Raw genomic sequence first — 19,765 nt, 5'->3', positions numbered from 1 at the left:
GGCCGCGCACAGTACGCGGCGTTGATCGACTCTGTCATATGGCCGGAGGGTGTGCGGTGGCCCTGAACAACACTTACGACGCAAGGCTGGTCCAGCAGGAGACCGCTGTGGGAGCGGGTCTGCAGATCCTGTTGCTTGCCCTGCTCGGTACGGCGATCGGCATGGGGCCGGCGGGCTGGCTGACCGGCCTCGCCTTCGCCGTCGCCAGCTGGGCGGTGCTCTCCAAAGCACTGCACCGCTCGCGCGTGCGCTCCTTCGGCCCGGCGAACCGGGTCACTCTCGGCCGGGCGACCCTGGTGGGCGGAGTGACGGCCCTGGTGGCCGACTCCTTCGAAAGCTCACCCCCGGTGACCCTCTTCGTGGGTCTGACGGCAGTCGCCCTCATCCTCGACGGAGTGGACGGCAAGGTGGCCCGCGCGACGGGCACTTCCACCCCCCTCGGCGCGCGCTTCGACATGGAGGTCGACGCGTTCCTGATCCTGGTCCTGAGCGTGTACGTCTCGATGCGGCTCGGCCCGTGGGTGCTGCTGATCGGCGGCATGCGCTACGCCTTCGTGGCGGCGGCCCGCGCCTACCCTTGGCTGAACGCCCCTCTCCCCCCGAGTACGGCCCGCAAGACGGTGGCGGCGATGCAGGGCATCTGCCTCCTCCTGGCTGCCTCGGACCTCTTCCCCTCCATCGCCTCCTTCGCGGTGACCGCCCTGGCCCTCACGTCCCTGACCTGGTCCTTCGGCCGAGACATCCACTGGCTGTACCGGACGTCGAGGGTCCAGGAGGGCGAGGTGGAGGAGATGCTGGAAAAGGAGGCGGAGCGGGAGTCGGTCGCGTCCTGAGCGGCGTTCACGCTGTCATCGGCTTCGTGGCAACAGCACCATCGCCACGGCCGGTACGGCCGCCAGGGCCAGCCACGGGACGCTCGGCGGCAGCCCCGTGTCGAGCAGTAGCCCCGTCGCCGAGCTGCCTGCCAGGACCATCAGGCCGGACACCGAGAACAGTGCGCCCGTGTAGAGACCGAGACGGCCGTCCTCCGCCAGGTCCGGGACCCAGGCCCGGGCGACCGGGGCGACCAGCATCTGGCCCAGGGTGAGCAGGACGACGAAGGTGGCGGACGGGAGGAGGCCCGGGGTGCCGGTCCAGGCCGCCGGGCGGGTCAGGGCGACCGCCGCGAACCCCGCCGTGATCAGGACCAGGCCCGCCAGCATCGAGTTGCGGAGGGTCAGCCGCTCACCGGCCCACCGCGTCAGCGGCAACTGCGCCGTCACCACCAGCAGCGACGACAGCGCGAACAGCCACGCCACCGGCGCCTGCGAACCCGCGGCACGCTCGACCTCCGCGGGCAGGGCCAGGTACAGCTGGTTGTAGGCCAGCAGATAGGCGCCGTACGCACAACACAGCGCCAGGAAGCGGCGGTTGTGGAGGAGCAGGCCCAGCCCGCCTTTCATGCGGGTCCGCGCCCGGCCCGGTACGTGCTGCGGCAGCAGCCACAGGTGCCCCGCGAGGACCAGGACGAAGATCCCGGCCCCTGCCAGGCACACCGCGCGGAAGTCCACCTCCAGCAGCAGCGCCCCCAGCAGCGGCCCGGCGAACGCCCCGGCCTGCCCGGCCACCGTGAACAACGCCAGCACGCGCGTCCGCGAGCCCCCGCCCGTCTCCTCCGACACCACTGCCTGCCGGGCGACTTCGGACTCCACGGCCGGCGAGAACAGCGCGGCCGCGAACCCGATCAGCAGCACGGCACCGATCACCGACCAGCTCTCGTCCGCGTACCCGAGCCAGGCGAACCCGGCGATCCGCAGCCCGCACCCCGCCAGCACCACCGGCCGTATCCCGTACCGGTCCGCCAGCGCCCCGCCCACCACGAACAGCCCCTGCTGACTGAAGGTCCGCAGCCCGAGCACGAATCCGACAAGCCAGCCCGCCATCCCCACGGCCTGCCCAAGATGCTCCGAGAGGAAGGGCAGCACCGCGAAGAAGCCGACGTTGAAGGCGAGCTGAGTGAGGATCAGGAGCCTGAGGAGGGGCGTGAGGTGGGTGTTCCCCGACGTTCGACGCAGGCGGGCCGACAGTGCGGCAGTCATTCCGCTCCCACCAACTCCCGTACGTGAGCGGGTCGTTCGACAGGCACTTCGACCGTACGGCTCCTCGGCCGCCGCCGTACTCCTCCCGCCGCACTCACCGCGAGCGCACCCAACAGGGCGAGTACGGCGGCCGGAGCCAGGACCGCCCAGGGGGCGCGCTCGGCGTAGGGCTGGTTCTCGGCGAGCAGCAGGCCCCACTCCGGGGACGGCGGCCGGGCGCCCAGGCCGAGGAAGGCGAGGGAGGCGAGCGCGAGGGCGATGCCGGGGAGGCGGAGGAGGGAGTGGCGGACGACGGGCGGGAGGACGGCGGGGAGGAGTTCGTGGCGGAGGAGGTACCAGCGTCCGGCGCCCAGGCCCCGGGTGGCGGTCACGTGCTGCGCGGCCCGTTCCTGCCGCAGCAGCGCCGAGGTGTGCGTGGCCAGCGGTGCCCAGGCCACGAGCGACACGGCCAACGCAGGCGTCACCGGCCCGCTGCCCGCGACGGCGGTGACGAGTAGCGCGCCGAGCACCGGCGGTACGGCGTTGACCGTGTCGACCAGCGGCCCGGACAGACGCGGCAGCAGCCCGAGCAGTACGCCGGTGAGCAGGGCCACGGCGCTGATCGCGAGGGCGAGCAGGAGCGTGTCGAGGGCGCCGTGCGCGACCCGCGCGAGGACGTCCCGGCCGAGGGCGTCCGTGCCGAACGGGTGGGCCGGGGAGGGTGGTTGGAGCCGTTCCCGTGTGTTCAGCGCCAGCGGGTCGCGGGGCAGGCCGAGCGCCACGACCGCGAGCAGGACACCGCCGTAGCAGAAAGGCTGGATCCCGCGGGCCGGCGGTGTCGGGCGGTGCAGGGACGGCAGGGCGCCGTCGCGCAGGGCGGGGCCGATCAGGAGGCGGGCGGTGAGGCGGGAGGCGCCGGTCGCCGCGGCCGCGAGGAGGACGAGGGCGAGGGTGCCGGCCTGGAGGACGGGGAGGTCCTGGGCGAGGGCGGCCTGGAGGGTGGTGCGGCCGAGCCCTGGGATGTCGAAGATCTGCTCCACGGCCACGGATCCGCCGGTCAGCCCGACCACGAACAGGCCGGTGTTGGGGAGCAGGGCGGGGACGCAACGGCGTACCGCCTGGCGGGCGATGGTACGGCGGGGCAGTCCGCGCGCTGCCGCCGCCCGCGCCCAGGGTTCGGCGAAGGCGCTGGGCAGCAGGTCGTCGAGGAGCCGCCCGAGCACCGCCCCGGCGGGCAGGCCGAGGGCGAGCGCGGGCAGTACCGTCCACCGGGGCCCGTACCAGCCGAGGGCCGGCAGCCAGCCGAGCTGCACGCCGACGACGGTGGCGAGTACGGACGCGGTGAGGAACTCGGGCAGCGCGGCGAGCACGGCGGAGCCGCTGCCGCTCGCGCGCGCCCCGCGTCCCTGCCGGTGCAGGGTGCGGGCGCACACGAGTGCGGTGGTGACCGCGGCCACCGCGAGTGCCACCGCCATCAACAGCAGGGAGACACCGAGGGCTTGGAGCACGGCGGGCGTGACCTCGGCGCCGGAGATCCACGACCGTCCCGCGTCCCCGCGCCACAGTCCGCCCGCCCAGTGTCCGAGCAGCCGCAACGGGCCGTCGTCCAGGTTGAGTTGGGCACGGACGTCGGCCAGCACCTCGGGTGTCGGGACCCGTTCGGCCGAGCGTGCCTTGAGTACGGTGAGCGCGGGGTCGGTGCGGGAGAGCCACGGGAGCAGGCCGATGTCGCAGATCAGGGTGATCGCGAGGCCGACGCGCCAGCACACTGCGGTCAGTCGGGGCCGCATGCGTCAGCGCCGGGTGCCGGTGGAGACGAGGGTGCGCTCGTACGGGTCGAGCAGTGCACCGCGGACCGAGGTGGCGACGCCGGTGATGACACGCTGGTGGACCAGCGGTACGACGGCGTCGGTGCCGAGGATCGCCGCCTCGGCGGCCATCGCCGCGTCCTGCCGCTTCGCCGTGTCGGCGATGCCCTCGGCCTTGGCCACGGCCCGGTCGACGCCCTGGTCGCACAGCAGCGCCAGGTTGTAGCCGCCGTCGCAGGTGAAGTCGCTCGCCAGCACGGCGACGGGGTCGCCGGTGTCGACCAGGGTGTTGCGGGCGAGCACGAAGGCGTCGAACTTGCCGGCCAGCGCGTCGCTCTCCAGCCGCGAGTACTCGCGCACCTCCAGCTCCACCCGGAACCCGGCCTTCTCCAGTTGCTGCTTCAACACCTGGGCGACTTCTGGGAGTTCGGGCCGGTTGTCGTACGTGGCGACGGTGACCCTCGTGCCGTCGGGCGCCGCCGCCCCGGCCCGCCCGGTCGGCTGCTGCCGCTTGCCCTCGGCCCAGGTCACGGCGGGTCCGTAGATGCCGGTGCCGGCGTCCGCGTGCCCTTCGTAGACACCGTCGGCGAGGGCGGAGGTGTCGACCGCCTGGCGGGCGGCGGCCCGTAGCGCCGGGTCCTTGAAGGGGCCCTTCCTGCTGTTGAGCAGCAGGCTGGTGGTGCGGGTGGTGGCCGTCTCCTTGCGGGTGGCCTTGTCGAGGGAGGCGGCCTGGGCGACCGGGATCGCCTCGGCGAGGTCGGTCTGTCCGGTGCGCAGGGCGGCGGCGCGGGCGGTGCCGTCGGCGATGAACTTCACGTCCACGCCCGAGGATTGGGCGCGGCCGCCCCAGTAGTCGTCGAAGCGGTCGAGGGTCGCGGAGCTGCTGCCGGTGACCTCGGTGAGCTCGAAGGGGCCGGTGGCGGTGCCGACCGGGTCGGCGGCGCCCTTCTTGTCGTAACCCTTCTCGGCGAGGATCGCGAGGCTCGGGCTGGACAGGCGGAGTGGGAGTACGGGGTCGGGGTTGCCGGTGGTGATCCGGACGCCCGTGCCGCCCTCGGGCTCGGCCTTGAGGGTGACGCCGGAGAGGGCGGCCGGGGCGGGCCTGGCCTCGGTGGCGTGGGTCAGGGAGGCGGCGACCGCGGCCGGGGTGACCTCGGTGCCGTCCTGGAAGATGGCCTCGCGCAGGGTGAACAGCCAGGTGCGGTCGTCCACTTGGCGCCAGGAGGCGGCGAGTGCGGGGGCGACGGCGCCGTTGGTGTCCAGCGCGGTGAGGCTTTCGGTGACGCCGAGGCGGCTGAGGATCGTGGCGTCGGCGCCGTACGGGGAGAGGTTCTCGGCGGGCGGGAAGGCGAGGGCGACCCGCAGCCGGGAGCCGGACTTCGCGTCACCGGACGAGGGGTCGGCACCGCCGGAGGCGAAGCAGCCGGTCAGGACCGGGGTGAGCAACAGGGCGAGGAGCAGTCGGAATCGGCGCACGGCGGCTATCGCCCCATCGGTATCTCGAAGTGGATGATCCCCTGCCCGCCGCCGGGCTCCTCGCGCTCGTCGAGTACGACCTTGCCGAGCGACCGCCAGAAGGTCTCGGCGCCGGTGACGGCCGGGTCGGTGTGCAGGTAGACGGCGCGGTAGCCGCCGTCCGCGGCGGCGAAGGCGAGCAGGTCGGCGACCAGGCGCCGGGCGAGGCCGCGGCGGCGGTGCTCGGGGCGGACGTAGATCCGGCGCAGCTGGGCGGTCTCACCGGAGGGGAAGCGGTCGGCGATGCGCCGCGGGTTCGGCGGGTGGGCGGGGCCCCGGGAGTCGAGGGCGCCGGTGGCGACGACGGTCCGGTCGGCCGGGTCGAGGGCGACGAGGAGGGTGTGGCGGGCCGGGGCGAGATAGGCGGCGGCCGGGTCGACGATGTCGCCGTGCCAGCGCGGCACGTAGCCGGTGCCGAATTCGCGGTGGACGGTGTCGAGCATCACGGCTCGCGCACCGTCGAGGTCGTCCGGGCCCGCCGCCCTTATGCAGTAATCAAGCACTTGCACATCATATGCATTAAGGGCCTCGGCTTGATCATCCCACTTGACCGCCACGCGTGATCACCTCGATTTGACAGGGCCGGAGAAGCTGCCTAAAACCTAGCGACATGACATTCATTTTCAAAATGAGCCCGGGGCGGACCCGGTAATGCGGGTCGCGTTCGTGGGCAAGGGCGGCAGCGGCAAGACCACCCTGTCGGCGCTCTTCTCCCGCCACCTGGCCCGCTCCGGCGCGCCGGTGCTCGCCATCGACGGCGACATCAACCAGCACCTGGCGGAGGCGCTGGGCCACGACGGCGAGTCCCCGGCCGCGCCACCGCTGGGCGCGCACCTGCCCGCCATCAAGGACTACCTGCGCGGTACGAACCCCCGGATCGTCTCCGCCGATTCCATGATCAAGACGACCCCGCCCGGCCGCGGCTCGCGCCTCCTGCGCCTGCTCGGCGAGGACGAGATCCACGCCCGGCACGTCCGCCGTGCGGGTGACGTGCCGCTGATGGTGACGGGCGAGTTCGACGAGAGCGATCTGGGGGTCGCCTGCTACCACTCCAAGCTCGGCGCGGTGGAGCTCTACCTCGGCCATCTGCTGGACGGCCCCGGCGAGTACGTCGTCGTCGACATGACGGCGGGCGCGGACGCCTTCGCGTCGGGCCTGTTCACCCGCTTCGACATCACGTTCCTGGTGGCGGAACCCACCCGCAAGGGCGTCTCGGTCTACCGCCAGTACCGCGACCACGCCCGGGAGTTCGGCATCCGGATCGCGGTCGTCGGCAACAAGGTGACCGGCGAGGACGACCTCCTCTTCCTCAAGGAACAGGTGGGCGACGATCTCCTGACCCACCTGGTCCACTCACCCTGGGTGCGCGCGGCCGAACAGGGCCGGGAACAAGGCGAGTTGGAGTCCCACAACCAGCACGCCCTGAACGTCCTGCGCGAGGCGGCCGACGCCCGCCCCAAGGACTGGGCCGGCCTCCGGCGCCACGCCGTCGAGTTCCATCTGCGCAACGCACGCGCGTGGGCGGACAAGGCGACGAGCGCCGACCTGTCCGCCCAGGTGGACCCGGGCTTCGTACCGGACCCGACGGCACACCCGTGAATCCGATGTGCCGACTCACCAACTCATAGAACGGATACGCCCCTTCATGTCTCTCGACGTCTCCCCGAAGCTCCTCGCCGAAGCCGAGTCCGGTGACATCCGCGAGGAGGACTTCGTGGACACCGTCCGCACGTCCCTCCCCTACGCCTACGACCTGATCGCCTCCCTGACCACCGAACTCAAGGACGGCAAGGCCGAGTTCACCGACAACCAGACCCCTCCCCCGTCCGAACAGGAACGCGGCCAGCTCCTCCGGGCCCTCGCGAGCGACGCCATCCGCGGCAGCCTGGAGCGCCACTTCGGCGTGGAACTGGCCTTCCAGAACTGCCACCGGGTGGCGGCCTTCCACCCGGGCGCGCGAAGCGGCGAGACGTACCGGCGCTTCACCTCGCGGCGCTCACAGATCCTGAACCAGTCACCGGAGTTCAGGGACTGCTAGCTCGGTGACCCCGCGCCCCTGCGGGCGTAGTACCACCAAGTGACCGCGATGCAGAGGTTGCGCCGGGCGACGCGCTGATGGCAGGTCAGGGTCCCAGGGCGGCAGTGCGGGCCGCCCTGGGACCCTGACCTCCATGGGCCCTCGGCCCTCGCTCAGGCGGCGTGCCGGGCCCGTCCGCGGTGCGCCCTGACGATGTCCGCGTACTGGTGTCCGGTGCCCTTGATCGTGCGCTTCTGGGTCTTGTAGTCGACGTGGACCAGGCCGAAGCGCTTGTCGTACCCGTACGCCCACTCGAAGTTGTCCAGCAGCGACCAGGCGAAGTAGCCGGCCAGCGGGGCGCCCTTGCGGGCGGCGGAGGCGCAGGCGGCGAGGTGGTCGATCAGGTACTGGCGGCGTTCGGGGTCGTCGATCGTTCCGTCTGGGCGTACGACGTCCGGGTAGGCGGAGCCGTTCTCGGTGACGTACAGGCGGCGGGCGCCGTACTCCTCGGTGAGGCGGAGCAGGAGCGTCTCGATGCCGCTCGCGTCGATCTCCCAGTCCATGCCGGTGCGCGGGACGCCGAGGCGGCGGACCGAGCGGACGCGGGGTGCGGGGGCGCTGGGGTCGTCGGCGACGGTGGCCGGCATGTAGTAGTTCAGGCCGAGCCAGTCGAGCGGCGTGGCGATGGTCGCCAAGTCGCCTTCCCGTTCCGGGAGTTCGACGCCGTACACCTCCCGCATGTCGGCCGGGAAGCCGCGGCCGTGGACGGGGTCCAGCCACCAGCGGTTGACGTGGCCGTCCATCCGGCGGGCGGCCCGGACGTCCTCCTCGCGGTCGGTGGCGGCGTGCACGGTGGAGAGGTTGGTGACGAGGCCGACTTCTGCGTTCGGGGCGGCGGCGCGGATCGCCCGGGCGGCGAGGCCGTGGCCCAGGAGGAGGTGGTACGACGCCCGGACGGCCGCGGTCAGGTCGGTGAGGCCGGGTGCCATCCGGCCTTCCAGGTGGCCGATCCAGGCCGAGCAGAGAGGCTCGTTGAGGGTGGCCCAGTGCGACACACGGTCGCCGAGACGCTCCGCGACGACCGAGGCGTACTCGGCGAACGCGAGGGCGGTGTGCCGCTCGGGCCAGCCGCCGCGGTCCTGGAGCGCCTGGGGCAGGTCCCAGTGGTAGAGAGTGACGGACGGGGTGATGCCCGCTTCCAGCAGGCCGTCGATCAACTGGTCGTAGAAGGCCAGGCCCTTGGGGTTGACCGGGCCGTCGCCGCCCGGCACGACCCTGGGCCAGGCGATCGACAACCGGTAGGCGTTGGTGCCGAGTTGACGCATCAGGCCGATGTCCTCGCGCCAGCGGTGGTAGTGGTCGCAGGCCACGTCGCCGTTGTCGTTGCCCGCGACCTTGCCGGGCGTGTGCGAGAAGGTGTCCCAGATCGACGGGGAGCGGCCGTCCTCGGCGACGGCTCCCTCGATCTGGTACGCCGCGGTGGCCGTGCCCCACAGGAAGTCGGGCGGGAAGGCGGCGAGGTCGATGCGGTCGGACACGGAAGTCCCTTCGGGATACGGGGAGTTGGTCACTTGACGGCACCCGCCGTCAGTCCGGCGACGAGATAGCGCTGGAGCAGCAGGAAGCCGGCCACCACGGGCACGCTGACCACCAGCGAGGCGGCCATGATCTGGTTCCAGTACACGTCGTTGAGCGTGGAGTAGCCCTGGAGGCCGACGGCGAGGGTGCGGGTGGCGTCGTTGGTCATGACGGAGGCGAAGAGCACCTCGCCCCAGGCCGTCATGAAGGCGTAGACGGCGACCGCGACGATGCCGGGGATCGCGGCGGGGACCACCACCCGGAAGAGCGCGCCGAGCGGGCCGCAGCCGTCCACGAGTGCCGCCTCGTCCAGGTCGCGCGGCACCGAGTCGAAGTACCCGATCAGCATCCAGATCGAGAACGGCAGGGAGAAGGTGAGATACGTCAGGATCAGGCCGCCGCGCGAGCCGAACAGGGCGATGCCGGTGGCGTTGCCGATGTTGACGTAGAGGAGGAACAGCGGGAGCAGGAAGAGGATGCCCGGGAACATCTGCGTGGACAGCACGGTGACCGTGAAGACGCGCTTGCCGCGGAAGGTGTAGCGGCTGACCGCGTAGGCGGCGAAGACCGCGACCACCACCGAGCAGACGGTCGCCGAGACCGACACGATCAGCGAGTTCACGAAGTACTTCGCGAGCGGGACGGTCGACCAGATGTCGATGTACGGGCGGATCGTCAGCCCGCTGGGCAGCCAGCGGAACTCGCCGGTGACGTCCGCGAGCGGCTTCAGCGAGCTGGAGACCATGACGTACACCGGGATCAGGACGAAGCCGGTGAGCAGGGTGAGGAAGACGCGCCGGGACCAGAGGAACGAACTCGGCGGCGCCATCGGGGACTTAGGCATCGGCGGCCCTCCGTCCGCGCGAGGTGAGGACCAGGTACACGCCGGTCACGACGAGCAGGAAGAGCAGCAGGAGTACGGACATCGCGGAGCCCGTGCCGAAGTTCCAGGTGACGAACGAGGCCTGGTAGATGTGGACCGAGATGAGGTCCGCGGCCTCGGGGGCGGCCTTGCCGAACAGGACGTACGGCGTGTTGAAGTCGTTGAAGGTCCACAGGAAGAGGACCAGGACCAGCACCTGGTTGACCGGGCGCAGGGACGGCAGCGTGATGCGGCGGATCTGCTGCCACCTGCCGGCGCCGTCCAACGCGGCTGCTTCGTAAAGCTCGCCCGGGATGTTCTGAAGTCCCGCCATGACGATGAGAAAGGCGAACGGCCAGCCCTTCCACACGGACACGGTCAGCAGCGCGTAGAAGCTGTTGTCGCCGATCAGCCAGAAGGACTGCTTGCCGGTGAGGTGCAGTTGGTCGTGCAGGACGTGGTTCACCAGGCCGTTGTCGTGCTGGAACATGAACACCCAGGTGATGACGGCCGCGTAGACCGGCAGGGCGTACGGCACCAGGAAGAGCGCGCGCAGCAGGCCTCGGCCGCGGAAGGTGTCCTGCAGGTAGATCGCGGCCGTCGTGCCGATCAGCCAGCAGAGGCCGACCGACAGCAGGGTGAAGCCGACGGTGACGTAGAAGGAGTGGAGGAGGGCTTCGCCGACGGGCGCGTCGAAGTCCACCGACACCTTGTAGTTGGAGAGGCCGGACCAGGGCGCGGTGCCCCAGTCGCGGATGTAGAACTGGGTGAGCTCCTTGAAGCTCATCACGATGCCGATCACCATCGGCACCAGGTGGACCAGGAGTTCGAGGAGCAGGGCGGGCAGCAGGAGCAGATACGGCAGTCCGATGCGGCGGATCCTCCCGGGGCTGCGGCGGGGCGCCTTCTCCGCCGTCCCGGGAGGGCTCTGGTGCACCGCGGACTCCGCGGGTGCGGTGGTCGTCATCGTGCTCACTTCGCCGGCATCTGCTGCTGGGCCTTCTCCAGCGCGGCCTTCACCGAGTCGGCGGTGACCGCGCGTCCGGCGGCCGCGTCGGCGAACAGGTTCTTGACCGCCGTACCCACCGCCGTCTCGAACTGCGACTCGTCCGCGACCTGCGGCAGCGCTGCGGCGCTCGTCGCGAGCGTCTGCTTCAGTACGGCGTTCGACACGGTGTTGAAGGCCGCGTCCTCCTGCGCGGCCTTGACCGGCGGGATGGAGCTGTAGGCCGTGTTGAGGACCTTCTGCTCGGCGTCACTCGTCATGAACTTCACGAACTTCGTCGCGCCGTCGAGGTTGTCCGTGTTCTTGAAGACGGCGAGGTTGATGCCCGCGACCATCGAGTTGACCTGGGCGCCGGTGCCGGGGGTACCGGACTGCACGGGCACGGGCGCGATGCCGTACGAACTCTCGCTCATCCCCTGGGACTTGAGGTTGGCGGAGGCGGACTGCCACAACAGCATCGCCTGCTTGCCCTTGGCGAAGTCGCTGACCGACTGGTTCTGCGCGTACTCGGCGTCGCCCACCGGGATGACCTTGTCCTTGGCCATCAGGTCGACGTACTGCTCGACCGCGGTGACCACGCCGTCGTTGGTGAAGTCGGCCTTGCCGTCGGCGGTGAAGAAGTCGGCGCCGTGCTGCTTGGCGAAGACGAAGACGTGATGGATGTTCTCCGAGAGGTTCGAACCCTCCGCGCCCAGCGGCGACTTGCCCTTCGCCTTGATCTTCTTGCCGTCGGCGATCAGCTCCGCCCAGGTCGCCGGGGGCTTGGTGATGCCGGCGTCGGCGAAGATCTCCTTGTTGTAGTAGAGGGCGTAGGCCATCGAATACAGCGGTACGGCGGCCGGGTCCTTGCCCTCGGCGCCCGTCGAGCCGAGCGCCGAGTCGACGAAGCGGTCCTCGCCGCCGATCTTCGCGAAGTTCTTGGCGTCCCAGGGCAGCAGCGCGCCGGTCGCCTGGAGGGAGGCGCTCCAGGTGTTGCCGATGTTCAGGACGTCGGGGCCCTGGCCGGAGGTGGTCGCGGTGAGGATCCGGTTCAGCAGATCGGACCAGGGCACGACCTCCAGCTTCACCTTGATGCCGGTCTGCTTCTCGAACTTGTCGAGTTCGGGCTGTAGGACCTTCTTGTCGACGGCGATGCTGGCGCCCTGGTTGGAGGCCCAGTAAGTGAGCGTCTTCGGCGAGTCGTTGGACCCGCCGCCGCTCGACGAACCGCCTCCGCAGGCCGAGGCGGCAAGGGCGAGTGACATGGTGACGGCGCCTACGGCCGCGGCTCGGATGCTGCGCATGGCTCCCGGGTCCCTTCAGGGATTGCACTCATGGCTTAATTTAGGACGTGAGTTAAACCTCAGGAGATGGCCTCGTCAAGGGGTACGGCAGCCTGGGCACGTTTCGAGGTGCGACAGCCGGGGCCGGTTTCACTTCCTGAACAGGAGCGCCGCAGAGGTGGCCCCCACCCATATGCAGGTGGGGGCCACCTCGGCCGCTAGGCCCGGGCCGCCGTCGCGGCCGGCGCCGGTGCGTACCCGGCGGGGTGGGTCGTGAACGTGCCTCGGCCCTGGGTTCGGCTGCGCAACCGGGTTGCGTAGCCGAAGAGTTCGGCCAGGGGCACGGTGGCGGTCACGACCGCCGTGGCACCCCGCGCCGTCGAGCCCGAGACGCGGCCGCGGCGGGCGGCGAGGTCGCCGAGGACCCCGCCGACGGCGTCCTCGGGCACGGTGACCGTGACCTCGACGACCGGTTCGAGGAGGACCATCACGCAGGCCCGCAGGGCTTCCCGGAGGCCGAGCTTGCCCGCCGTACGGAAGGCGGTCTCCGAGGAGTCCTTCACATGGGTCGCCCCGTCGGTCAGGGTGACGCGCAGTCCGGTCACCGGGTGGCCGCCGAGGGGGCCCTCGGCGAGGGCGTCCCGGCAGCCGGCCTCGACCGCACGGACGTACTCCTGCGGCACCCGCCCGCCGACGACCGTCGACCGGAACTCGAACCCGGCCTCCAGCGGCTCGACATCGAGGACGACATGGGCGAACTGCCCGGCCCCGCCGTCCTGTTTGACGTGCCGGAAGACCAGCCCCGCCACCCCGCGCCCGACCGTCTCGCGGTAACTCACCCTTGGTCGGCCGACGTTGACCTCGATCCCGTGGGCGAGCCGGAGCTTCTCCGCCGCGACCTCCAGGTGGAGTTCACCCATGCCGGACAGCACCGTCTGGCCGGTCTCGGGGTCCGTCCGCACGCCCAGCGAGGGATCCTCCTCGGCCAGCCGCGCGAGCGCCGAGGCCAGCCGGTCGGCGTCGGTGGTGCGCCGCGCCTCGACGGCCACGGAGACCACCGGCTCGGTGACGCCCGGCGGTTCCAGGACGAGCGGTTCCCCGGGCGCGCACAGGGTCGAGCCGGCGCGGGCCGACTTCAGCCCGACCACGGCGACGATGTCCCCGGCGACCGCGCGGTCCACGCGCGCGTGGCGGTCGGCCTGGACGCGCAGGATCCGCCCGATCCGCTCGGTGCGGCGCGTGCCCGCGTCCCACACGGTGTCTCCCTTCTCGATGGTGCCCGAATAGATCCGTACGTACGTCAGCCGTCCCGTCGGCGTGGCGTTCACCTTGAACGCCAGGGCCGCGAACGGCGCCGCCGGGTCGGCCGCGCGCCGCTGCTCCGTACCGTCGTACGTGCCTCGTACGGCGGCCACGTCCAGCGGCGAAGGCAGGTAGGCGACGACGGCGTCGAGCAGCGGCTCGACGCCGCGGTTGCGGTAGGCGGAGCCGCAGAGCACGACCACACCGTCGCCGCTGCGGGTCAGGTCCCGCAGGGCGGTGGCGAGGGTGTCGGCGGACAGCGTCTCCCGGTCGACGAACTCCTCGAGCGCGGCCGGGTGGAGCTCGGCGACGGCCTCCTCCAGCAGTCGTCGGCGTCGATGCGCCTCGTCCCGCAGTTCGTCGGGCACGCGCGCGTACTCGGCCGTTTCGCCGCCGTCGGCCCAGATCAGCGCACGCATGTGCACCAGGTCGACGACACCGGTGAAGCCGCCCTCCGTGCCGATGGGCAACTGCACGACCAGGGGGGCCGGATGCAGTCGCTCCCGGATGGAGGCGACGGCGGTGTCGAGGTCGGCGCCCGCGCGGTCCAGCTTGTTGACGAACGCGATCCTCGGCACGCCGTGCCGGTCCGCCTGCCGCCACACCGACTCGCTCTGCGGCTCCACACCCGCCACCGCGTCGAACACCGCGACCGCCCCGTCCAGCACCCGCAGCGACCGCTCGACCTCGTCGGCGAAGTCCACGTGCCCGGGGGTGTCGATCAGGTTGATCCGATGCCCGGCCCAGTCGCAGCTGACGGCCGCGGCGAAGATGGTGATGCCCCGGTCGCGCTCCTGCGGGTCGAAGTCGGTGACGGTGGTGCCGTCGTGGACCTCGCCGCGCCGGTGGATGGTGCCGGTGGCGTACAGGATCCGCTCGGTGACGGTGGTCTTGCCCGCGTCGACGTGGGCGAGGATGCCGAGGTTGCGGACGAGGGCGAGGGGGTTGGAGTTGGTGCGCACGGCCCGTTGGCCTTTCTGGTGATCTGCGGGATCGGGCAGCGCGATTCCCGGGCGGAACGGGCACGACCAGGGCACGCCGGTGAAGGCGGCGGGTCGCGTCAGACGTTCGCCACAGGCATCCGGTACCGGCCGCGCAGCGGGCACCGGACGGACCGGGACACGAGGATCACCTCGTACCGGGCGCGGGGGACGACGACATCGGTGCGGTACCGCACGGCCGTCCTCCCCTCACTGGTCCCGCACGTCACGGCGACGCACGGTGCGTGGCGAGTGTAGGGAGGCGGAACACGTGGAAGCACCCGGTTTTCCCACGACGGAGGCCGGCGATCGCTCCGTGAACTTTCTTGGAACGTCCGGAACTTATCCGCCCGGCCGCTAGTTTCTACGTTGTTGTAGTAGCCAATGTCCTTCGAAAATGTCCTTCGAACATCTGGAGTTCTCATGGCCCTGTGGGACCGCATCAAGGAATCCGCGACGACGATGCAGACCCAGCTCGTGGCGAAGAAGAACGACCTGAAGAGCGGCGCCTTCCGTGACGCCAGCATGGCGATGTGCGCCCTGGTCGCGGCCGCCGACGGCACCATCGACCCGGCCGAGCGGCAGCGCGTCGCCCAGTTGATCGCCACCAACGAGGTCCTGCAGAACTTCCCCGCCGACGACCTGCGCCGTCGCTTCGACGAGAACCTGAACAAGCTCACCGCCGACTTCGCGTTCGGCAAGGTCAGCGTGCTCCAGGAGATCGCCAAGGCGAAGAAGAAGCCCGCCGAGGCCCGTGCCGTCATCCAGATCGGCATCGTCATCGGCGGCGCCGACGGCGACTTCGACAAGACCGAGCAGGCCATCGTGCGGGAGGCGTGCTTCACCCTGGACCTGCCCCCGCACGAGTTCGACCTCTGACCGGTACCCGGCCGCCCGGTACGGGCCCCGGCGTCAACCGCTGAGTTCACGCCAGGACCCGTACGGGGTGGTTTACGCCCGCCCGAACCGGTGAGGCGGCTGGGATGTCCCAGCAGCAGATCACAGCCGAGGCTCCCGCACGCGCGCTACCGGAGCGAGGAGTTTCGCCGCCCGGTGCGCGGACCCAGGAGCGGGACTCGTACTTCGACAACGCGAAGTACCTGGCGATCGTGCTGGTGGCCGTCGGGCACGCCTGGGAGCCGCTGCGGGACGGCAGCCGTACCCTCACCGCGCTCTACACGCTCGTCTACGCCTTCCACATGCCGGCGTTCATCGTGGTCTCCGGCTACTTCTCACGCAGCTTCGACGCGAGCCCGGGCCGGATCAGACGTCTGGTGACCGGCGTGGCCGTGCCGTACATCGTGTTCGAGACGGCGTACACCCTCTTCACCCGCTGGACCGACCAGGAGCCGGACCGGCCCATCAGCCTGCTGGACCCGCTCTATCTGACCTGGTTCCTGGTGGCGCTGTTCGTCTGGCGGCTGACCACCCCGATCTGGCAGCGGGTGCGACGGCCGCTGCCGCTGGCCCTCGTGGTCGCCGCGCTGGCGACCCTCTCGCCGTCCATCGGCAACGACCTCGACCTGCAGCGGGTCCTGCAGTTCCTGCCGTACTTCGTGCTCGGCCTGTGTCTGCGGCCGGAGCACTTCCGGCTGGTACGGCGGTGGAGGGTCCGCCTCTTGGCGGTCCCGGTGTTCGCCGCCGCGCTGGCCGTCGCGTACTGGACGGTGCCGCGGATGACCGGGTCCTGGTTCTTCCACCGGGACAGCGCAGCAGAGCTGGGCGCGCCCGCCTGGTACGGGCCCCTGATGACGCTGGCCTCCTTCGGCTGTTCCCTGGTGCTCGTCGCCTGCTTCCTGGCCTGGGTGCCGGGGCGGCGGACGTGGTTCACCGCTCTGGGCGCGGGCACGCTGTACGGCTATCTGCTGCACGGCTTCGTGGCCCAGGGGTCCAAGTTCTGGGGCTGGTACTCGCCCGAGTGGATCCACCGGCCGCTCGGCGAGATCACGGTCACGGTGGCGGCCGCCGCGATCGTGACGGTTCTGTGCACACCGCCCGTCCGGCGGATCTTCCGGTTCGTGGTGGAGCCGACAATGGAGTGGGCGTTCCGACGCGACCCGCGGGGCGCGCCGGAACCGGCCCGTGAGCTGGGAACTCGGACCGGGGCACGGGCGTTGTCCTGATACCGACCAAGCATTGGAGGAGCCACCCGTTGTCCGCCAGACCGACGGACCCCCCGGGGCACAGTCCCCGACCGTCCCGCCACCGGAAGCCTGATCGCGGCACAAGGCGGGGTGGTGCCCTATGAGTGTCGCGAGTGCCCTCCTGGGCCTGCTGGCCGTGTTCGTGCTGACCGCGGGCACCGGCTATTTCGTGGCCCAGGAATTCGCCTACGTCTCCGCCGACCGCCTCGCCCTCGCCCGTGCGGCGGAGGCCGGTGACCGGAGGGCCGCCCGGGCGCTGAAGGTGCTGGAGCGGTTGTCGTTCATGCTGTCCGGCGCGCAGCTGGGCATCACCGTGACCGGTCTGGTGGTCGGCTTCATCGCCGAGCCGTCGGTCTCGGCACTGCTCAGGCCGGCCCTGTCCGGACTGGGCCTCCCGGATGCGGCAGTGAGTGGCATCTCCGTCGTGCTCGCCTTCGTGGGCGCCACGGTAGTGCAGATGGTGCTGGGCGAGCTGGCCCCGAAGAACCTCGCCATCGCCGTGCCCGAGCGCCTCGCCAAGGCGCTGGCCGGCTCGACGCTGGCGTATCTGAAGGTCGTCGGCCCGCTGGTGCACGTCTTCGACGGCGCGGCCAACAGGCTGCTGCGCCGGGTCGGCATCGAACCGGTCGAGGAGCTGCACCACGGCGCCACCCTGGAGGAACTCGGCCATCTCATCGGCGAGTCGCACGAGCAGGGCCGGCTGCCCAAGGACACCGCGGTCCTGCTGGACCACGCGCTGGAGTTCTCCGAGCGCACCCTGGACGAGGTGATGGTGCCGCGCGCGGACGCCGTCTTCGTCCGCAAGGACGCGAGCGCCGCCGAGACGGTCGACCTGATCGGCAAGCACGGCCACTCCAACTACCCCGTGCTCGGCGACCACCCCGACGACATCACCGGCGTCCTGGGCGTGCGCGAGCTGATGCGGCTGCCCGCCGGGCGACTCACCTCCACCACCGCCGGCGCCCTCGCCCGGCGCCCGCTCCTGCTGCCCGACACGCTTCCCCTCCCGGAGGCGGTCGAGCAGATGCGGGAGCGGGACGACGAGTTCGCGGTCGTCCTGGACGAGCACGGCGGCGTGGCCGGCATCGTCACCTACGAGGACATCGCCGAGGAGCTGGTGGGCGACATCGCCGACGAGTCCGACACCGTGACGGCGCCGGCGGTCGCCGAAGGGGAGGGCTGGCTGGTCGACGCGGGCCGCCGGCTGGACGAGGTGGCCGAGGCCACCGGCATCGAGCTGCCCGAGGAGGACGACTTCGACACGGTGGCCGGCCTGATCGTGGACCGCCTGGGGCGCTTCCCGGCGATCGGCGACCGCCTCGCGGTCGAGCTGCCCACCGGCGGGCGGGCGGCACTTGAGGTACGGAGCCTGGACCGGCACGTACCCGAGCGGGTCCGCTTGCGGCGCCTGCCCGAGCCGGACGCCACCCCTGCTGCCGAGGCCATCACCACCGACGTCGCACGCGAGGAGCAAGCATGAGTTTCCCGATGGCGCTCTTCGTGACCGTGTTGCTCCTGATCGGCAGCGGGTTCTTCGTCGCCGCCGAGTTCGCGCTGGTCGCGGCCAAGCGGCACCGTATCGAGAAGGCGGCGGCCGAGGGGCTGCGCGGGGCGAAGGCGGCCCTGTCCGGCATGCGCGAGCTGTCGCTGATGCTGGCCGGCGCCCAGCTCGGCATCACCATCTGCACCCTGGGCCTGGGCTCGGTCTCCAAGCCAGCGATCTCCCACGAACTCGACCCGCTGCTGCACAGGTTGGGCCTGCCCAGCGCGGTCAGCTACGGCATCGCGTTCGCCGTGGCGATGATCGTCGTGGTCTTCCTGCACATGGTGATCGGCGAGATGGCCCCCAAGTCCTGGGCCATCGCCCACCCGGAGCGCTCCGCGATGCTGCTCTCGCCGCCCTTCCGGGCGGTGGTGAAGGCCGTACGCCCCCTGATCTCCGTCCTCAACAGGATCAGCAACGCTCTGGTACGGCTGTGCCGGGTCGCCCCGCGCGACGAGCTGGCCTCGGTCCACAACCGGGAGCAGCTCACCCACCTCGTCGAGGAGTCGGAGCGGCTCGGCCTGATCAGCGAGGCCGACTCCGAGCTGCTGACCCGCTCGCTGACCGAGCCCGAGACGCCGGTGGGCGACCTCCAGGTCCCCGCCGCGCGGATCACCTCGGTCGACGGCGACGCCGGCATCGAGGAGGTGCTGCGGATCGCCGCCGACAGCGACCGCACCCGCCTGCTGGTCCGCGAGGGCGACACCGTCCTCGGCTCGGTCCACGCCCGCGACGCCCTGGTGGCCCGCGCCCGGGGCCGCGCCATAAGCGCCCGCCATCTGGCCCGTCCGGCACCGGAGTTGAGCGCGGACACCACGGTCGGTGACGCGATCGACGTGCTGCGCGGACGCCGCGCCTCCCTGGCCGTGGTCCGCGACGGGACCGGCCGCCTCACCGGCATGGTCACCCTGGACGACCTGCTGTCCCGCTTCCTGCAACCCCGGGCGGTCTGAGGTCCACCGTGCGGAAACGCAAAAGACCCCTGCTCAGCAGGGGTCTGTGTGGTGTCCGAGGGGGGACTTGAACCCCCACGCCCGATAAAGGGCACTAGCACCTCAAGCTAGCGCGTCTGCCATTCCGCCACCCGGACTAGGTGTCTGCCGCCTGACCGGGGCTGTTCCCCGCGGCGACATGGACAACAATACCAAGGTTTCGGAGCGCCTTTCACCTGCATATCCGTCACCCGAGGTGACCGGTCGACTACGACTTTCCGTCCGCGAGCAGGGCCCGAAGTGCTCGCACCAGACCCTCCGCCTCCCCCTCGTCCAGCGGCGCGAGAAAGCGCCGTTCGACGGCCCGGCGCGCCAGTTCCGCAGCGTGCAGACACTCCTCTCCGGCGGGTGTCAGCTCGACGATGTTCTTGCGCCGGTCCTGCGGGCTGCGCCGCCGGGTCACCAGGCCCTGGTCCTCCAGGCCGTCGATGAGCGACACCATCGTGGTCCGGTCCACCCCCAGCCGACCGGCCGCCTCGGCCTGCGACAGCGGCTCGTCACCGGACAGCACCACCAGCACGGCCAACTCATGACCGTCTATCCCGTACGGCGCGAGCGCCTCGGCGGACGCCCGGGCCAGCTTGGCCTGTGCGTGCTTGAGGAGGTAACCGAGCCGGAATTCGAGGGGCACGGGTCTCGCGTCTGCTGCCATGCCCAGACTGTAATCCCACCTGATCGTCAGCGCTCCTGATGATTGGG

The 19,765-nt window shown here is 71.2% G+C and carries 17 protein-coding genes and 1 tRNA gene; 7 read left to right on the top strand and 11 right to left on the bottom strand.

The features are described from left to right. Nucleotides 1-56 precede the first annotated feature (56 nt). A complete protein-coding gene (locus ACQEWB_RS41225; RefSeq protein ID WP_432840540.1) occupies nucleotides 57-833 on the top strand; it encodes a CDP-alcohol phosphatidyltransferase family protein in 777 nt (258 codons plus the stop codon). A gap of 15 nt (nucleotides 834-848) precedes the next feature. On the opposite strand, the gene ACQEWB_RS41220 is transcribed toward ACQEWB_RS41225, so the two are convergent. Genes ACQEWB_RS41220 through ACQEWB_RS41205 form a run of 4 tightly spaced genes read right to left on the bottom strand, consistent with a single transcriptional unit; the run spans nucleotide 849 to nucleotide 5,883 of the window. After that, a complete protein-coding gene (locus ACQEWB_RS41220) occupies nucleotides 849-2,078 on the bottom strand; it encodes an MDR family MFS transporter (protein WP_432840538.1) in 1,230 nt (409 codons plus the stop codon). Continuing rightward, the gene (locus ACQEWB_RS41215) at nucleotides 2,075-3,847 is read right to left on the bottom strand and encodes an ABC transporter permease subunit (protein WP_432840536.1); all 1,773 of its coding nucleotides are present in this window, start codon (nucleotides 3,845-3,847) and stop codon (nucleotides 2,075-2,077) included. The genes ACQEWB_RS41220 and ACQEWB_RS41215 overlap by 4 nt, the downstream gene beginning before the upstream one ends. A 3-nt stretch (nucleotides 3,848-3,850) precedes the next feature. Beyond that, entirely contained in the window at nucleotides 3,851-5,341 is a 1,491-nt protein-coding gene (locus ACQEWB_RS41210; RefSeq protein ID WP_432840534.1) for an ABC transporter substrate-binding protein, read from the bottom strand. 5 nt (nucleotides 5,342-5,346) lie between these two features. Further along, the gene (locus tag ACQEWB_RS41205) at nucleotides 5,347-5,883 is read right to left on the bottom strand and encodes a GNAT family N-acetyltransferase (protein WP_432840532.1); all 537 of its coding nucleotides are present in this window, start codon (nucleotides 5,881-5,883) and stop codon (nucleotides 5,347-5,349) included. Between the two features lie 148 nt (nucleotides 5,884-6,031). Here ACQEWB_RS41205 and ACQEWB_RS41200 point away from each other — a divergent pair, with 148 nt between their 5' ends. Together ACQEWB_RS41200 and ACQEWB_RS41195 are read left to right on the top strand one after the other, a co-directional pair. Next, nucleotides 6,032-6,979 carry an ATP-binding protein gene (locus ACQEWB_RS41200; RefSeq protein WP_432840530.1) on the top strand — a complete coding sequence of 316 codons (948 nt, stop codon included), beginning with the start codon at nucleotides 6,032-6,034 and terminating at the stop codon, nucleotides 6,977-6,979. Nucleotides 6,980-7,025: 46 nt separating this feature from the next. Next, nucleotides 7,026-7,418, top strand: coding sequence for an SCO5389 family protein (locus tag ACQEWB_RS41195; protein WP_432840528.1), 393 nt, complete (start codon nucleotides 7,026-7,028; stop codon nucleotides 7,416-7,418). 152 nt (nucleotides 7,419-7,570) lie between these two features. Here ACQEWB_RS41195 and ACQEWB_RS41190 read toward each other — a convergent pair whose 3' ends face one another. From ACQEWB_RS41190 to fusA, 5 genes are all read right to left on the bottom strand, one after another. Further along, nucleotides 7,571-8,935, bottom strand: coding sequence for a GH1 family beta-glucosidase (locus tag ACQEWB_RS41190; RefSeq protein ID WP_432840526.1), 1,365 nt, complete (start codon nucleotides 8,933-8,935; stop codon nucleotides 7,571-7,573). A gap of 29 nt (nucleotides 8,936-8,964) precedes the next feature. Continuing rightward, the gene (locus ACQEWB_RS41185) at nucleotides 8,965-9,804 is read right to left on the bottom strand and encodes a carbohydrate ABC transporter permease (protein WP_432844267.1); all 840 of its coding nucleotides are present in this window, start codon (nucleotides 9,802-9,804) and stop codon (nucleotides 8,965-8,967) included. Between the two features lie 7 nt (nucleotides 9,805-9,811). Beyond that, complete coding sequence (locus ACQEWB_RS41180; protein WP_432840524.1) at nucleotides 9,812-10,804, bottom strand: carbohydrate ABC transporter permease; 993 nt, start codon at nucleotides 10,802-10,804, stop codon at nucleotides 9,812-9,814. A 5-nt stretch (nucleotides 10,805-10,809) separates the two neighbouring features. Next, nucleotides 10,810-12,126 carry an ABC transporter substrate-binding protein gene (locus tag ACQEWB_RS41175; protein ID WP_432840522.1) on the bottom strand — a complete coding sequence of 439 codons (1,317 nt, stop codon included), beginning with the start codon at nucleotides 12,124-12,126 and terminating at the stop codon, nucleotides 10,810-10,812. A gap of 197 nt (nucleotides 12,127-12,323) precedes the next feature. Continuing rightward, nucleotides 12,324-14,369: an elongation factor G gene (gene fusA / locus ACQEWB_RS41170; RefSeq protein ID WP_432840520.1), complete on the bottom strand. Its 2,046-nt coding sequence runs from the start codon at nucleotides 14,367-14,369 to the stop codon at nucleotides 12,324-12,326. 441 nt (nucleotides 14,370-14,810) lie between these two features. Between fusA and ACQEWB_RS41165 the strand changes: the two genes are divergently transcribed. The 4 genes from ACQEWB_RS41165 (at nucleotide 14,811) to ACQEWB_RS41150 (ending at nucleotide 19,027) form a co-directional block, all read left to right on the top strand. Then, nucleotides 14,811-15,266 (top strand): tellurite resistance TerB family protein, encoded by a 456-nt coding sequence (locus ACQEWB_RS41165; RefSeq protein ID WP_432840518.1) that lies wholly within the window; start codon nucleotides 14,811-14,813, stop codon nucleotides 15,264-15,266. 104 nt (nucleotides 15,267-15,370) lie between these two features. Beyond that, complete coding sequence (locus tag ACQEWB_RS41160; RefSeq protein ID WP_432840516.1) at nucleotides 15,371-16,510, top strand: acyltransferase family protein; 1,140 nt, start codon at nucleotides 15,371-15,373, stop codon at nucleotides 16,508-16,510. Between the two features lie 121 nt (nucleotides 16,511-16,631). Further along, nucleotides 16,632-18,011 carry a hemolysin family protein gene (locus ACQEWB_RS41155; RefSeq protein WP_432840514.1) on the top strand — a complete coding sequence of 460 codons (1,380 nt, stop codon included), beginning with the start codon at nucleotides 16,632-16,634 and terminating at the stop codon, nucleotides 18,009-18,011. Then, nucleotides 18,008-19,027: a hemolysin family protein gene (locus ACQEWB_RS41150; RefSeq protein WP_432840512.1), complete on the top strand. Its 1,020-nt coding sequence runs from the start codon at nucleotides 18,008-18,010 to the stop codon at nucleotides 19,025-19,027. Before ACQEWB_RS41155 ends, ACQEWB_RS41150 begins: the two co-directional genes overlap by 4 nt. A gap of 49 nt (nucleotides 19,028-19,076) precedes the next feature. On the opposite strand, the gene ACQEWB_RS41145 is transcribed toward ACQEWB_RS41150, so the two are convergent. After that, nucleotides 19,077-19,164: transfer RNA gene (locus ACQEWB_RS41145), tRNA-Leu, on the bottom strand. Nucleotides 19,165-19,274: 110 nt separating this feature from the next. Next, nucleotides 19,275-19,718 carry a MarR family winged helix-turn-helix transcriptional regulator gene (locus ACQEWB_RS41140; protein WP_432840510.1) on the bottom strand — a complete coding sequence of 148 codons (444 nt, stop codon included), beginning with the start codon at nucleotides 19,716-19,718 and terminating at the stop codon, nucleotides 19,275-19,277. Nucleotides 19,719-19,765: the final 47 nt, after the last annotated feature.

The sequence above is a fragment of the Streptomyces sp. CA-249302 genome, assembly GCF_050936785.1.
Taxonomy (GTDB): domain Bacteria; phylum Actinomycetota; class Actinomycetes; order Streptomycetales; family Streptomycetaceae; genus Streptomyces.
This window is presented reverse-complemented; position numbering and strand designations above follow the sequence as displayed.